Origin of the sequence: Paracoccus sp. (in: a-proteobacteria) (assembly GCF_035556475.1) — a bacterium.
Taxonomy (GTDB): Bacteria; Pseudomonadota; Alphaproteobacteria; order Rhodobacterales; family Rhodobacteraceae; genus Paracoccus.
The window spans coordinates 1-11,914 of sequence record NZ_DATMFA010000020.1 but is presented as its reverse complement, the minus strand read 5'-3'; the positions used below and the strand labels follow the sequence as shown (position 1 = coordinate 11,914).

Sequence of the window (11,914 nt, the reverse complement as noted above, 5' to 3'; positions counted from 1 at the left end):
CAAAAAACCAAGGATTATGAACCGTTTGTGACCACGATTTTCAACAGCTATTCGATTTCTGCATAGCAGCATCGCACCTCCGTCTATTGTGCAAACGCAGCGAAAAGCGCATGTTCGCCCTAACAAAGCGACGGCAACGACGACCGAAGCTTAGACCGATAAAGTAGAGTGTGTGAAATGGCTGTTCTCGATCTGAATCATGACGCTGCCCATCGCAGCCGGGCCACCGAAGGCCGCTTCGGGAACCTGATCGCTGACCTGCGCGATTACCTTGCACGCCGTGCGCTGTATCGCCAGACCGTGCGCGAGCTGAACGACCTGTCCGGTCGCGAGCTTGCCGATCTGGGGATCAACCGCTCGATGATCCGGGGTGTGGCTTACGAAGCCGCCTGGGGTACGAAGTAAGAATAGAATACCCGACCCACTCCTCCTCCCTTGGGTCCGGGTTCAGGCGACATCCTCCTCCTCCTCCCTGAGGATGTCGCCGCTCTAATACGGTGAAGCCCCTCCTCCTCCCTGGGCTTCGCGGTTCAGGTGGCACCTTCCTCCTCCTCCCTGAGGGTGCCACCGATCTCATACCGTAAGGCCCCTCCTCCTCCCTGGGCCTTGCAGTTCAGGCGGCGCCCCTCTCCTCCTCCCTGAGGGCGCCGCCGACCAGATACGGTGAAACCCTCCTCCTCCCTTGGGTTTCACGGTTCCGGCGGCTTTCCCCCTCCTCCTCCCTGGGGAAGCCGCCAACCGACACGGCGAAGCCCTCCTCCTCCCTGGGCTTTGCGGTTCTGGCGGCGCCCTCCCCTCCTCCCTGAGGGTGCCGCCAAAAACCTTCGGTCGGGAACATGGAATGCGATGGCCCCCTCCTCCTCCCTGGGGTCGTCAGCTAGCGGTGAATGGCTCCTCCTCCCTGCCATCGCCGCGCCTCATACGCGGCCCCTCCTCCTCCCTGGGCCAGCGTTCCGCGGCGGTGCCCCTCCTCCTCCCTGGGCACCGCCGCTTTTCATTTTCAGTCAGGCCGGATATTCGCAGGACATGTTGTCCTATCAGCACGCCTATCATGCCGGGAATCTGGCCGACCTGCAGAAGCACGCGCTGCTTGCGTGGATGCTCGACTACCTGACCGCCAAGCCAAAGCCGCTGAGCTATCTCGAAACCCATGCCGGGCGCGGGCTATATGACCTTGCCGGGCCGGAATCGGAAAAGACGGGCGAGGCGCGCGCCGGTATCGGCCGGGCGCTGGCCGAGGACTGGCTGCCCGCCGATCACCCGCTGCTGGGCGCGCTGGACCAGATCCGCCGTCTGCACGGGCCGGACGCCTATCCCGGCTCGCCCCTGATCGCCCGCTATTTCCTGCGCCCCGAGGACGAGGCCCATCTGGCCGAGCTGCACCCGGCCGAGCATGAGGCGCTGTCCCGCGTCGGCGGTTTCGCGCATCTGCACCGGCAGGACGGCTTCGCGATGGCGAAGGCCGTCTGCCCACCCACGCCGCGGCGGGGGCTGCTGCTGATCGACCCCAGCTACGAGGTCAAGGCCGATTACGACGCGGTGCCGCGCCACATCGCCCAGATTGCGCGGAAATGGAACGTGGGCGTCATCGCGCTCTGGTATCCGATTCTGACGGACGACCGGCAGAAACCGATGGTCGAGGCATTGCGCCGCGACCATCCCGAGGCCCTGATCTCCGAGGTGCGCTTTCCCCCCGCGCGTCCCGGCCACGGCATGGTCGGATCGGGGATGTTCGTCATCAACCCGCCTTACGGGCTGGAGGAAGAGGCCCGCCGCATCGAGGCGCTTTACGCGCGGCTATAGGCCAGCGCGGCGGCCAGCCTTCGATCCTCGGCATCCTCGGGTCCGCTCGCGCCGGGCCGGAAACGCAACCGGAATGCCGCCAGCGTGGTGGCGGTTTCGGGATAGCCGATCCGGGCAAGGCTTTGCGACAGCGGCAGGTCATCGCCCCCCGCCTCGGGCCAGATTGCCAAACCCTGTCGCGCCAGCCTCAACCAGTCGAAGCGCGGGCCTGGGTCAACCTTTCGGCCGGGCGCCATGTCGGAATGGGCGATCACGCCCTCCGGCGGAATACCCCATCGCGCCATCACACTACGCAGCAAGGCCTCCAGCGCCGCCATCTGCGGTTCTGGAAAGGGCCGGTCGCCCGGATTGACCAGCTCGATCCCGATCGAGCGCGAATTGACATCGTCACGCCCCTGCCAGCTTCCGGCGCCCGCGTGCCATGCCCGCCGGTCCTCGGGCACCAGCGCCTCGGTCAGCCCGTCCTCATGGACCAGCCAATGCGCACTAACCTCGGCCACCGGATCGCAAAGCCGGGCGCGGGCCGACGCGCCATCTGCCATGCCGGTATAATGCAGAACGATCAGCTCCGGCCGCTGTCCGCGCCGGTCGCCGTGATTGGGTGAAAGGCTCAAAGCCCGTTCTGCTGACGCACCGGGCGCGGATCCCAGCCGCAGACATAGCCGTCACCATCCGGGTCCATGCCCTTCGGGTCGATCAGCGGCCCGCCCTGCGCGATGAAACCACGCTGCGCCGCATCGGTCGAGGGATAGGTGCTGCAGATCCGCGCCGCCTGCGCGACCGAACCGCCGGTCCGCTTGTAGATCGTATTGCCCGGATTCTGCTTCTGCTCATAGGCATAGCGCACCAGAACCGGTGTCGTCCCGGCATAGGGGCCGCTGGTCGTCACCGGCATCGCGCCGCTGGGCTTGCCGCCGCTGGGCTTGGCCGTCGCCACCGTTCCGATCTGAACCTTGGCCGGTGTGGTCGAGGTCGGCGTGCCGCCCACATCCAGCACCGAAGGCGCATGCGCCGGCAACTGAATCGGAATGGCCTGCGGAACCGGACCGGTGCCGTGCAAGGCGGCCTCGCGCTCTCTGAGATACTTCGAATAGCCCGAACCGTTGTTGATCGCGCTGTAATTCGGGTTCCAGCCCGTATTCTCGGCGCAAGCCGCCAGCGTCAGGGCAGAGGCAAGCATTCCCAGCGTCGCGAGTTTCCGCATCAAGCACACTCCCAGTTCTCTGCGCCTACCACCAGTGCGCGGGTTTCGCCGTGAAGCCTGCCGCAGTTTCCAGGGCTTGCGCAAGGTTCAACAGCCCCGCCTCGTCCCAGGGGCGGCCGATCAGTTGCATTCCAAGCGGCAAACCCTGCTTGTCCAGCCCGACCGGAACCGAGATTCCGGGCAGCCCGGCAAGGTTCAGCGTCACGGTAAAGACGTCGTTCAGATACATCTCGACCGGATCGCCCTTGTTCGCGGTGCCAAGGCCAAAGGCCGCGCTGGGGGTCGTCGGCGCCAGAATCGCGTCGATACCGCCAGCATAGGCCTGGTCGAAATCGCGCTTGATCAGCGCGCGCACCTTGCGGGCGCGGTTGTAATAGGCGTCGTAGAAGCCGGCCGACAGCACATAGGTGCCGATCATCACCCGGCGCTGAACCTCGCGGCCAAAGCCTTCGGCGCGGGTCTTTTCATACATCTCGACGACACCATCGCCCTGCCCCAGCTTGGCGCGACGGCCATAGCGGACGCCGTCATAGCGCGCGAGGTTCGAGGACGCCTCGGCCGGCGCGATGACGTAATAGGCGGGCAGCGCATATTTCGCATGCGGCAGGCTGATATCGACGATTTCGGCCCCGGCATCCTTCAGCATCTCGGCGGTCCTGGACCAGAGGCCGTCGATCTCGTCCGACAGGCCCTCGATGCGGTATTCGCGGGGAATGCCGATCTTCTTGCCGCGGATATCACCGGTCAGCGCCGCCTCGTAATCCGGGACCGGACGATCGGCGCTGGTCGAATCCTTCGGATCGACCGAGGCCATGGCGCCCAGCATGATCGCGGCATCGCGCACCGTCTTGGTGATCGGCCCGGCCTGATCCAGCGACGAGGCATAGGCGATCACGCCCCAGCGGCTGACCCGGCCATAGGTCGGGCGCAGGCCCACGGTGCCGGTGAAGGCCGCGGGCTGGCGGATCGAGCCGCCGGTATCGGTCGCGGTCGCCGCAAGGCAAAGGTCGGCCGCCACCGCCGCCGCCGAGCCGCCCGAGGAGCCGCCCGCAGTGCGGGAAACCCCGTCCTCCAGCTTCCACGGATTGACGGTCGCGCCATAGACGCTGTTCTCGGTCGAGGAGCCCATGCCGAACTCGTCCTGGTTCAGCTTGCCCAGCATGACCGCGCCCTGATCCCAGAGGTTGCGGGTCACGGTCGATTCATATTGCGGCAGGAAGCCCTCGAGAATGCGGCTCGCCGATTGCGAGGGCACGCCCTTGACGCAGAAAAGATCCTTCACGCCCACCGGAATACCGGTCAGGGGTGCTGCATCGCCCGCCTTGATCCGGGCATCGGCAGCCTTCGCCATGTCCCGCGCGAGGTCGGGCGTGTCATGGACAAAGGCATTCAGCGCGCCTGAGGCGTCGATCGCGCCAATGCAGGCCTCGGTCAATTCGACCGCGCTCACCTCGCCCTTGGCCAGCGCATCGCGGGCACCGGCAATGGTCAGTTTGTTCAGATCGCTCATTCCACCACCTTCGGCACGGCAAAGAAGCCTTCGCGCGCATCGGGCGCATTCTTCAGGATCAGGTCCTGCATCTCGCCATCCGTCACGATGTCCTCGCGCCGCTTCAGACGCATGGGCTCGACGCCGGTCATCGGCTCGACGCCCTCGACATCGACTTCGTTCAGCTGTTCCATGAAATGCAGAATGCCGTTCAACTCCTGCGCGAGCGCCGGCAGGTCGGCATCATCGACCGCGATGCGCGCCAGATGCGCGACCTTGCGGGCTTCATCCTCTGTGATCGACATGGGGGTTCCTTTCGCTTGGCCGAGGGTTTACCGCCCGCGCCGGTGCGGGGCAAGCGCGACCCGTTGGGGAACTTTACGCGCCGCCGCCGGCTTGGCAGGATGCGCCCATCGAAAAAGGAGCATCCCATGAAACTGACCTGGCTTGGCCATTCCGGATTCCGGCTTGAAATCGAACGGGCCGTGATCCTGATCGACCCCTGGCTCTCGGGGAATCCCTCCTTCCCCGACAATGAGCGTGACCGGGCGATCGAAGGCGCCACCCATATCCTTCTGACACATGGTCATGGCGACCATACCGGCGACACCCTGACCATCGCGCGCGAGCTGAATATCCCCGTCGTCGGCATCTACGACCTTGTCAGCACCTGGCAGACGCACCAGTCCATCCACGGCATCGGCTTCAACAAGGGCGGCACGGTCGACCTCGACGGCGCCAAGGTGACCATGGTCAACGCCTCGCATTCCTCGTCCTTCGAAGGCAATGAAGGCCCGGTCTATGCCGGCCACGAATCCGGCTACATGATCGCGGGCGAAGGCCACGTGATCTATGTCTCGGGCGATACCGACATCATGGCCGACATGGGCTGGATGGGCGAATATCACCAACCCGATATCGGCATCCTCTGCGCAGGCGGCCATTTCACCATGGACATGAAGCGGGCGGCCTGGGCGGCGAAGAAATACTTCGATTTCAAGACGGTGATCCCTTGCCACTACAAGACCTTCCCGCTGCTCGAGCAAAATGCCGATGCTCTGCGGGAGGGACTGCCGGGCGTCGAGGTCATCGAGCCGGTGGTGATGGAACCGATCAACCTCTAACCGCTTCGCCTGTGAATAGGCCGCATGGGTATTTGGAAAACGGTGAAGATCGCAAGCCCCGCGTGAGTTTTCACCGTTTCACAAATACCCATTGCAACGCTGAAGCCAAGGCGGCGTCGCAGGGTGGAAACGGCAAAGGCGCGGCTGGCAAGCCGCGCCATCATCGTTCAAGGACTTTTTGCCGCGATCAGGCGGCGAGGCGCTCATCGGCGCGTTCGAGCGGCGCGGGCTCGAAGCTGAAATAGCCAAGCATCTGCTCGAGAACAGCCTGAGCCTCGGTCGTGGTTTTGTCGGCGACGGGTTTCAGGACGGTCAGGTTGCGGGCTTGCGGATCGGTCTTGCTCATCGGGCTCTCCGGGGTCGGATCATGTCAATCTCTCCCTGCCCGCGAAATAACGCCGCGCCGCAGCATTTTCCAGTGCAGCGACGCGGCGTAAAGCGGTTCAGGCCGGCATAGCGGCCATGCCCTGAAGGCAAATCAGACGATGCGGTCGACCATCATGTGTTTGATGGAGGCGATCGCCTTGGCAGGGTTCAGGCCTTTGGGGCAGGTGTTCGTGCAGTTCATGATCGTGTGGCAGCGATAAAGCTTGAAGGGGTCCTCAAGCGCATCCAGACGCTCGCCGGTCGCCTCGTCGCGCGAATCGATGATCCAGCGATAGGCGTGCAGCAAAGCCGCCGGGCCGAGGTAGCGGTCACCGTTCCACCAGTAGCTCGGGCAGGCGGTCGAGCAGGAGGCGCACATCACGCATTCATAGAGGCCGTCGAGTTTCTTGCGGTCCTCGATCGACTGGCGCCATTCCTTGTCGGGGGTCGGCGTCTCGGTAATCAGATAGGGGTTCACCGAGGCGTGCTGCGCATAGAAATGGGTCAGGTCGGGGATCAGATCCTTCACCACCGGCATATGCGGCAGCGGGTAGATGTTCACATCCTTGCCCGTAACTTCGTCGATGCCGAAGATGCAGGCCAGACGGTTGCCGCCGTCGATATTCATCGCGCAGGAGCCGCAGATCCCCTCGCGGCAGGAGCGGCGGAAGGTCAGCGTCGGGTCGATCTCGTTCTTGATCTTGATCAGCGCGTCCAGAACCATCGGGCCGCATTTGTCGAGGTCGATGAAATAGGTGTCGATCCGCGGGTTCTCGCCGGTATCCGGGTCCCAGCGATAGATGTTGAAGCGGCGGACATTCTTGCCCTCGGGCTTCGGCCAGGTCTTGCCGACCCGGATACGGGAGTTCTTGGGAAGGTTGAACTGGACCATCTTGACCTCTTCCTTGGCTCGTCTGTTCGGCCAATGCCGACTGGCTCGTGTTGCTGGCCGCTGGTGGCCATCTGGCCGCAGCGGACGGTTTCTTCAGACTGCCGGACGCATCTCGCGCCCGAGCAGCCCGCTCAGATATTCGAATGTCAGCCGCCCGCCCGTGCCCGTGGACAGCCGGCGCGTATAGTCGGCATAGGCGGCCTCGGCCATTGCCGTGCGCGCCCGGGGTTCCTCGAGAAGGCGGGCGATCGCGGCGATCCAATCCCCCGGATCATTGCTGACCACCCCGGATTTCCCGGTAAAGAACAGGCTGTGATCGACCTCGTCGCTGCAGATCACCGGCACCTTGGCGTCCAGATAGGCAAGGATCTTGCCGAAGGACTTGCCCCGACTGAACCCCTCGGGGACGATGGGGGAGAGGCCCACGGCGGCGCTGCCGAGCGAGGCGATGAAAGCCTCGTAGGGCATGAAGGGCAGAAGTTCGACCTTGACCCCGTCCCCGGCCATCGCGGTCAGCGCGGGATGGTCGCGGGGTCCGTCCCAGCCATAGAGACGCAGGCGCACGCCACCACGCAGTCGGGCCACCCCCCTCATCACCTCGGCCACGAAGGCGAGTTCGCCCGGATAGCCCAGCGGCGAGGATTGCGCCCAGGTCACGATCGGTTCGCGCAGGCCGGCCTCGACAAACGCACGCGGCGTGATCGGGGTCGTGGTCCAGATCACCACGGGGTTGCGCGAGAACTGCGCCGCCCAGTCGCGGATATAGCGGCTGCCGCAGATGACGCCCGAGGCGTGGCGGGCCATGTCCTCCAGCGCGTCTCCCAGCGTTGGGTCAAGAAAATCGGCATCGTCGATGTCGAGAACGAAGGGCCATTCCCTGACATGGACCAGGCGGTTCAGCGGATGGCGGCATTGCTGGACGACCACCATGTCCGGGCGGAACGTCGCAAGCAGGCGGCGGCGCTGCGCCAGCGTCAGTTGCTTGGGCACGACCAGCGTGGCCCAACCCTGCTTTTCAAGCTCTCCCGCGATATTATAGGCGCGCAGCATGCTTGATTGCACACGGGCGTCGCTGGGCAGGAAGGCGATCCGGCGGGTCGCGCGCCGGCCCCTGACAGCTGCCGGATAAAGCGCGGCTTCCCGCGCGACACGACCGCCGAGGCGGCGAAGGGTGGCAACAAGCGACATGGCTAGCCCTCCACCCCATCAGCGCCCGGCACAGAAAGTATCGGCGCGCAGGCCATCGCCCCCGGCATCGCGGGGGTCTGAAGGCCAAGCGCGCCGCGAGGGCACATCAGGCAGCGCCCTTGGCCGCGGCTGCGGCACCGGCGATGCATTGCGTGGTCGTCGGCCGGCTGACGATCGAGGCGACCGTGCCGCTGGCGCTGGTCGCGGAATCCGCGATCGTGGCCAGTTCAGCCGAGGTCGCGTTCTGCATCACGCAGTCGGTATAGGGCGCGACATTGGCGCCCGGCAGGCGGCGCGCCATCTCGCGGTTGACGACGACCCGCGCGTTCGAGCGGGCGGCCGCGTCCGGCGAGACCGAAGGCACCGGCACCGGCGCGGGCACGGGTGCCCCCGCCGGGTTCTGGACCACGCAGCCCGAAAGGGCCAGCGCGGCGGCAGTCATGATCAGGGGAAGACGCATCAATAAACCCTCGCTTTGGGTGCGATTTTCTTCAAATCGATCCCGCCTTCCTCTTGCGTGGTCAGAGGTTCGAGGTGAACGGGCCGATAGGCCAGTTTAACATCGTTGCCTTCGATCCATGCAAGCGAGTGCTTGCGCCAGTTGGCATCATCCCGCTCGGGCCAGTCCTCATGGGCATGGGCGCCGCGGCTTTCCTTGCGCGCCTCGGCAGCGACGATGGTCGCCAGCGCGTTCGGCATCAGGTTGGTCAGTTCCAGCGTTTCCATCAGGTCGCTGTTCCAGATCAGGCTGCGGTCGGTGACCTTGAGGTCGTTCATCTTGGCCGCGATGTCGCGCATCTTGTCGACGCCTTCGGCCAGCGTCTTGTCGGTGCGGAAGACGGCGGCATCGGCCTGCATGGTCCGCTGCATCTCAAGCCGCAATTCCGCGGTCGGGATGCCGCCATCGGCAAAGCGGATGCGGTCGAAGCGGTCGAGCGCGTTCTGCACCGATTCCACGTTCGTCGTCGGGATCGGCGCTTCGCGGTCGATGACCTGACCGGCGCGGATCGCGGCGGCACGACCAAAGACCACGAGGTCGATGAGCGAGTTGGAACCAAGACGGTTCGCGCCGTGGACCGAGGCGCAGCCGGCCTCGCCCACTGCCATCAGGCCGGGGAAGACGCCGTCCGGCGCGTCCTCGGTCGGGTTCAGCACCTCGCCCCAGTAGTTCGTCGGAATGCCGCCCATGTTGTAATGGACCGTCGGCAGGATCGGGATCGGCTCGCGCGTCACATCGACGCCGGCAAAGATCCGGGCCGATTCCGAGATGCCCGGCAGACGCTCGGCCAGCGATTCCGGCGGCAGGTGCTGCAGGTTCAGGAACATATGGTCCTTGTGCTCGCCCACGCCGCGACCCTCGCGGATCTCCAGCGTGATGCAGCGCGAAACCACGTCGCGACTGGCCAGATCCTTGTAGGTCGGGGCATAGCGTTCCATGAACCGCTCGCCTTCCGAGTTCGTGAGGTAGCCGCCTTCGCCGCGCGCCCCTTCGGTGATCAGGCAGCCCGAGCCATAGATGCCGGTCGGGTGGAACTGCACGAATTCCATGTCCTGAAGCGGCAGGCCCGCACGCGCCACCATGCCGCCGCCGTCGCCGGTGCAGGTATGGGCCGAGGTGGCCGAGAAATAGGCGCGGCCATAGCCGCCGGTCGCCAGCACCACCATCTTGGCGTTGAAGACATGCATGGTGCCGTCATCCAGCTTCCAGCAGACGACGCCGGTGCATTTGCCATCGGTGATGATCAGGTCGAGGGCGAAATATTCGATGAAGAACTCGGCCTTTTCCTTCAGCGACTGCCCGTAAAGCGTGTGAAGGATGGCGTGGCCAGTCCGGTCCGCCGCCGCACAGGTGCGCTGGACGGGCGGGCCTTCGCCGAATTCGGTCGTGTGGCCGCCGAACGGGCGCTGGTAGATCTTGCCTTCCTCGGTGCGCGAGAAGGGCACGCCGTAATGCTCAAGCTCGTAGACCGCCTTCGGGGCTTCGCGCGCAAGGTATTCCATCGCGTCGGTATCGCCCAGCCAGTCCGAGCCCTTGACGGTGTCATACATATGCCACTGCCAGTTGTCCGGGCCCATGTTCGACAGCGAGGCCGCGATGCCGCCCTGCGCGGCCACGGTATGCGAGCGCGTCGGGAACACCTTGGTCACGCAGGCGGTGCGCAGGCCCTGCTCGGCCATGCCCAGCGTCGCGCGCAGACCTGCACCGCCGGCGCCGACGACAACCACGTCATAATCGTGAGTTTCGTATTTGTAATCAGCCATGGCGGAACCTCAGAGCACGATGATCGCGCCAAGGCCCATGCGGACCAGCGCGTAGACGGCGGCGGCGATGACCGCCCAGCCGAAGATGGCGGAAAGGATGATCGCGGCCTTGCGCGTCCAGCCGTGGCAATAGTCGTCGATCATGATGCGCGTGCCCTTGATGAAGTGCACCATGCCCACGATGACGAAAAGCCCGGTGATCAGCGCCGGCAGCGGACGGCCGAAATAGGCCACCACCAATTCGCGCGGCAGCCCGATGGCGCAGGCGATGGTGATCATGAAAAGGGGCGTCAGGATCGCCAGGGCGACGGCGCTGACGGTCATCTGCCAGTGGTGCTGCGTCCCTTCATGGGCCGCGCCCAGACCGACGGCGGATTTGCGGGGGGTAAGATAACGCATGATGCCGCCTTTCCTCAGAACAGGAAGAAGATGATCAGGGTCAGAATGGCCAGGAGGACCGAACCCGCGATCAGCGCCTGGCTGGAACGCTCGGCCTGCTCGATCTCGAGGCCGTAGCCCGCGTCGTAGAACAGGTGCCGGATGCCGGCCAGCATGTGATACCAGAGCGCCCACATCGACCCGGTCAGGATGATGAAGCCCAGCCAGGACCGCATCACCCAATCGGCGCAGGCAAATGCGCCGGGCGAGGCGACGGCGGCGACAAGCCACCAGACGATCAGCACGATGCCGGCAACCAGCGCATGACCGGTGATCCGGGTCATGATCGAAGTGACGGCGGCGAGTGGCAGGCGATAGACCTGCAGATGCGGTGACAGCGGCCGGTTGCCCCGGTTGACGTCAGCCATGGTGTGCTCTCCTGCGTTCAGGGGCCCTCACAGCACGGCGGCTGGCGGCAAGGGCTGGCCGAGAAATTGGGTTTGCTTCTAGTCGTTTTGTCGCATCTGTCACGGTTCGCGACCAGACGAAAGGGGGAATGAGGGAAATTTCTAACCTTTGTGATCACGCAGGAATGGCCTGTGATCACGCTTTGCCGCGATCGGGGGAAATGATTGCGGTATCACGATACGCCCGCCGGTCGCGACGCGGTTCCCTAGCGATTCCCTCATCTTTGCCGCCCGGGTAGCGGATTCGGGGGTGCCGCGCTGGCCGAGGCCGCATGTCACCACCCTGCCCGCTAGACGATCCGGCCGCACCTCCCCTTGCAGACGTCGCAGGGTATTTGGGCAACGGTGAAAGACGCGGGCGTGCTGATCCTATTGCTGGCCCAGCTTCATGTCGGGGTGGTAATCGGCCTCGATCTCTTTCGTGACCGCCTGTGCGCAGCGCATGACGCCGCGTCCTGCATCGAAGGCGATCGAGGGCGCGCCGTGGAGTTCCCACCCTTTCGACAAGGCAAGGCTGACCTTGTGGCAAAAGGCCGAGGTGTCGTCCTCGGTCAGCAGGCGGTAGATCTTGGACATTTCAGGCTCCGAACGGGTTGTAACCCAGCAAGCGGTGGATCAGCCCCACCACCAGCATGACGATGACCGCGCCAACCACGGCCATGATTTCCTTGCGCACCGGGAAGGGTCCGGCTGGCGGGGTCCAGTCGGGCTGGGCGCGGTTGATCGCCACCATCTCGGCCA

The 11,914-nt window shown here is 65.0% G+C and carries 16 protein-coding genes; 3 read left to right on the top strand and 13 right to left on the bottom strand.

Going from position 1 to position 11,914, the window contains the following annotated elements:
• The first annotated feature begins 177 nt into the window (after positions 1–177).
• Together VNQ78_RS02610 and VNQ78_RS02605 are read left to right on the top strand one after the other, a co-directional pair.
• Positions 178–405 carry a DUF1127 domain-containing protein gene (locus tag VNQ78_RS02610; RefSeq protein WP_325686287.1) on the top strand — a complete coding sequence of 76 codons (228 nt, stop codon included), beginning with the start codon at positions 178–180 and terminating at the stop codon, positions 403–405.
• A gap of 621 nt (positions 406–1,026) precedes the next feature.
• On the top strand, positions 1,027–1,803 hold the full coding sequence (locus VNQ78_RS02605) for a 23S rRNA (adenine(2030)-N(6))-methyltransferase RlmJ (protein ID WP_325686285.1): 777 nt from the start codon (positions 1,027–1,029) through the stop codon (positions 1,801–1,803).
• Here VNQ78_RS02605 and VNQ78_RS02600 read toward each other — a convergent pair.
• Genes VNQ78_RS02600 through gatC form a run of 4 tightly spaced genes read right to left on the bottom strand, consistent with a single transcriptional unit; the run spans position 1,788 to position 4,801 of the window.
• Positions 1,788–2,417, bottom strand: a complete 630-nt coding sequence (locus VNQ78_RS02600; protein ID WP_325686283.1) for an N-acetylmuramoyl-L-alanine amidase — start codon at positions 2,415–2,417, stop codon at positions 1,788–1,790. The genes VNQ78_RS02605 and VNQ78_RS02600 overlap by 16 nt on opposite strands.
• The gene (locus VNQ78_RS02595) at positions 2,414–3,007 is read right to left on the bottom strand and encodes a hypothetical protein (protein ID WP_325686281.1); all 594 of its coding nucleotides are present in this window, start codon (positions 3,005–3,007) and stop codon (positions 2,414–2,416) included. The genes VNQ78_RS02600 and VNQ78_RS02595 overlap by 4 nt, the downstream gene beginning before the upstream one ends.
• A 25-nt stretch (positions 3,008–3,032) precedes the next feature.
• Positions 3,033–4,517 carry an Asp-tRNA(Asn)/Glu-tRNA(Gln) amidotransferase subunit GatA gene (gene gatA, locus VNQ78_RS02590; protein WP_325686279.1) on the bottom strand — a complete coding sequence of 495 codons (1,485 nt, stop codon included), beginning with the start codon at positions 4,515–4,517 and terminating at the stop codon, positions 3,033–3,035.
• The gene (gene gatC / locus VNQ78_RS02585) at positions 4,514–4,801 is read right to left on the bottom strand and encodes an Asp-tRNA(Asn)/Glu-tRNA(Gln) amidotransferase subunit GatC (RefSeq protein WP_325686277.1); all 288 of its coding nucleotides are present in this window, start codon (positions 4,799–4,801) and stop codon (positions 4,514–4,516) included. Before gatC ends, gatA begins: the two co-directional genes overlap by 4 nt.
• A 126-nt stretch (positions 4,802–4,927) precedes the next feature.
• Here gatC and VNQ78_RS02580 point away from each other — a divergent pair, with 126 nt between their 5' ends.
• Positions 4,928–5,620, top strand: coding sequence for a metal-dependent hydrolase (locus VNQ78_RS02580; RefSeq protein WP_325686275.1), 693 nt, complete (start codon positions 4,928–4,930; stop codon positions 5,618–5,620).
• 187 nt (positions 5,621–5,807) lie between these two features.
• Here VNQ78_RS02580 and VNQ78_RS02575 read toward each other — a convergent pair whose 3' ends face one another.
• The 9 genes from VNQ78_RS02575 to VNQ78_RS02535 form a co-directional block, all read right to left on the bottom strand.
• Positions 5,808–5,966: a hypothetical protein gene (locus VNQ78_RS02575; protein WP_325686273.1), complete on the bottom strand. Its 159-nt coding sequence runs from the start codon at positions 5,964–5,966 to the stop codon at positions 5,808–5,810.
• 132 nt (positions 5,967–6,098) lie between these two features.
• Positions 6,099–6,878, bottom strand: a complete 780-nt coding sequence (locus VNQ78_RS02570) for a succinate dehydrogenase iron-sulfur subunit (RefSeq protein ID WP_325686271.1) — start codon at positions 6,876–6,878, stop codon at positions 6,099–6,101.
• A 93-nt stretch (positions 6,879–6,971) separates the two neighbouring features.
• Complete coding sequence (locus VNQ78_RS02565) at positions 6,972–8,066, bottom strand: glycosyltransferase (protein ID WP_325686269.1); 1,095 nt, start codon at positions 8,064–8,066, stop codon at positions 6,972–6,974.
• A 106-nt stretch (positions 8,067–8,172) separates the two neighbouring features.
• On the bottom strand, positions 8,173–8,526 hold the full coding sequence (locus tag VNQ78_RS02560) for a hypothetical protein (RefSeq protein WP_325686267.1): 354 nt from the start codon (positions 8,524–8,526) through the stop codon (positions 8,173–8,175).
• Complete coding sequence (sdhA, locus tag VNQ78_RS02555) at positions 8,526–10,328, bottom strand: succinate dehydrogenase flavoprotein subunit (RefSeq protein WP_325686265.1); 1,803 nt, start codon at positions 10,326–10,328, stop codon at positions 8,526–8,528. Before sdhA ends, VNQ78_RS02560 begins: the two co-directional genes overlap by 1 nt.
• A gap of 9 nt (positions 10,329–10,337) precedes the next feature.
• Positions 10,338–10,727, bottom strand: a complete 390-nt coding sequence (locus VNQ78_RS02550) for a succinate dehydrogenase, hydrophobic membrane anchor protein (RefSeq protein WP_325686263.1) — start codon at positions 10,725–10,727, stop codon at positions 10,338–10,340.
• Positions 10,728–10,741: 14 nt separating this feature from the next.
• A complete protein-coding gene (sdhC, locus tag VNQ78_RS02545; protein WP_325686261.1) occupies positions 10,742–11,134 on the bottom strand; it encodes a succinate dehydrogenase, cytochrome b556 subunit in 393 nt (130 codons plus the stop codon).
• 408 nt (positions 11,135–11,542) lie between these two features.
• A complete protein-coding gene (locus tag VNQ78_RS02540; protein WP_325686259.1) occupies positions 11,543–11,749 on the bottom strand; it encodes a DUF1737 domain-containing protein in 207 nt (68 codons plus the stop codon).
• Between the two features lies 1 nt (position 11,750).
• A complete protein-coding gene (locus tag VNQ78_RS02535) occupies positions 11,751–11,906 on the bottom strand; it encodes a hypothetical protein (RefSeq protein ID WP_325686316.1) in 156 nt (51 codons plus the stop codon).
• Positions 11,907–11,914 lie beyond the last annotated feature (8 nt).

Coding starts and splice junctions, on each gene's coding strand:
- VNQ78_RS02610 (WP_325686287.1), top strand. CDS start 178: ATGGCTGTTCTCGATCTGAATCATGACGCTGCCCATCGCAGCCGGGCC.
- VNQ78_RS02605 (WP_325686285.1), top strand. CDS start 1,027: ATGTTGTCCTATCAGCACGCCTATCATGCCGGGAATCTGGCCGACCTG.
- VNQ78_RS02595 (WP_325686281.1), bottom strand. CDS start 3,007: ATGCGGAAACTCGCGACGCTGGGAATGCTTGCCTCTGCCCTGACGCTG.
- gatA (WP_325686279.1), bottom strand. CDS start 4,517: ATGAGCGATCTGAACAAACTGACCATTGCCGGTGCCCGCGATGCGCTG.
- gatC (WP_325686277.1), bottom strand. CDS start 4,801: ATGTCGATCACAGAGGATGAAGCCCGCAAGGTCGCGCATCTGGCGCGC.
- VNQ78_RS02580 (WP_325686275.1), top strand. CDS start 4,928: ATGAAACTGACCTGGCTTGGCCATTCCGGATTCCGGCTTGAAATCGAA.
- VNQ78_RS02575 (WP_325686273.1), bottom strand. CDS start 5,966: ATGAGCAAGACCGATCCGCAAGCCCGCAACCTGACCGTCCTGAAACCC.
- VNQ78_RS02570 (WP_325686271.1), bottom strand. CDS start 6,878: ATGGTCCAGTTCAACCTTCCCAAGAACTCCCGTATCCGGGTCGGCAAG.
- VNQ78_RS02565 (WP_325686269.1), bottom strand. CDS start 8,066: ATGTCGCTTGTTGCCACCCTTCGCCGCCTCGGCGGTCGTGTCGCGCGG.
- VNQ78_RS02560 (WP_325686267.1), bottom strand. CDS start 8,526: ATGCGTCTTCCCCTGATCATGACTGCCGCCGCGCTGGCCCTTTCGGGC.
- sdhA (WP_325686265.1), bottom strand. CDS start 10,328: ATGGCTGATTACAAATACGAAACTCACGATTATGACGTGGTTGTCGTC.
- VNQ78_RS02550 (WP_325686263.1), bottom strand. CDS start 10,727: ATGCGTTATCTTACCCCCCGCAAATCCGCCGTCGGTCTGGGCGCGGCC.
- sdhC (WP_325686261.1), bottom strand. CDS start 11,134: ATGGCTGACGTCAACCGGGGCAACCGGCCGCTGTCACCGCATCTGCAG.
- VNQ78_RS02540 (WP_325686259.1), bottom strand. CDS start 11,749: ATGTCCAAGATCTACCGCCTGCTGACCGAGGACGACACCTCGGCCTTT.
- VNQ78_RS02535 (WP_325686316.1), bottom strand. CDS start 11,906: ATGGTGGCGATCAACCGCGCCCAGCCCGACTGGACCCCGCCAGCCGGA.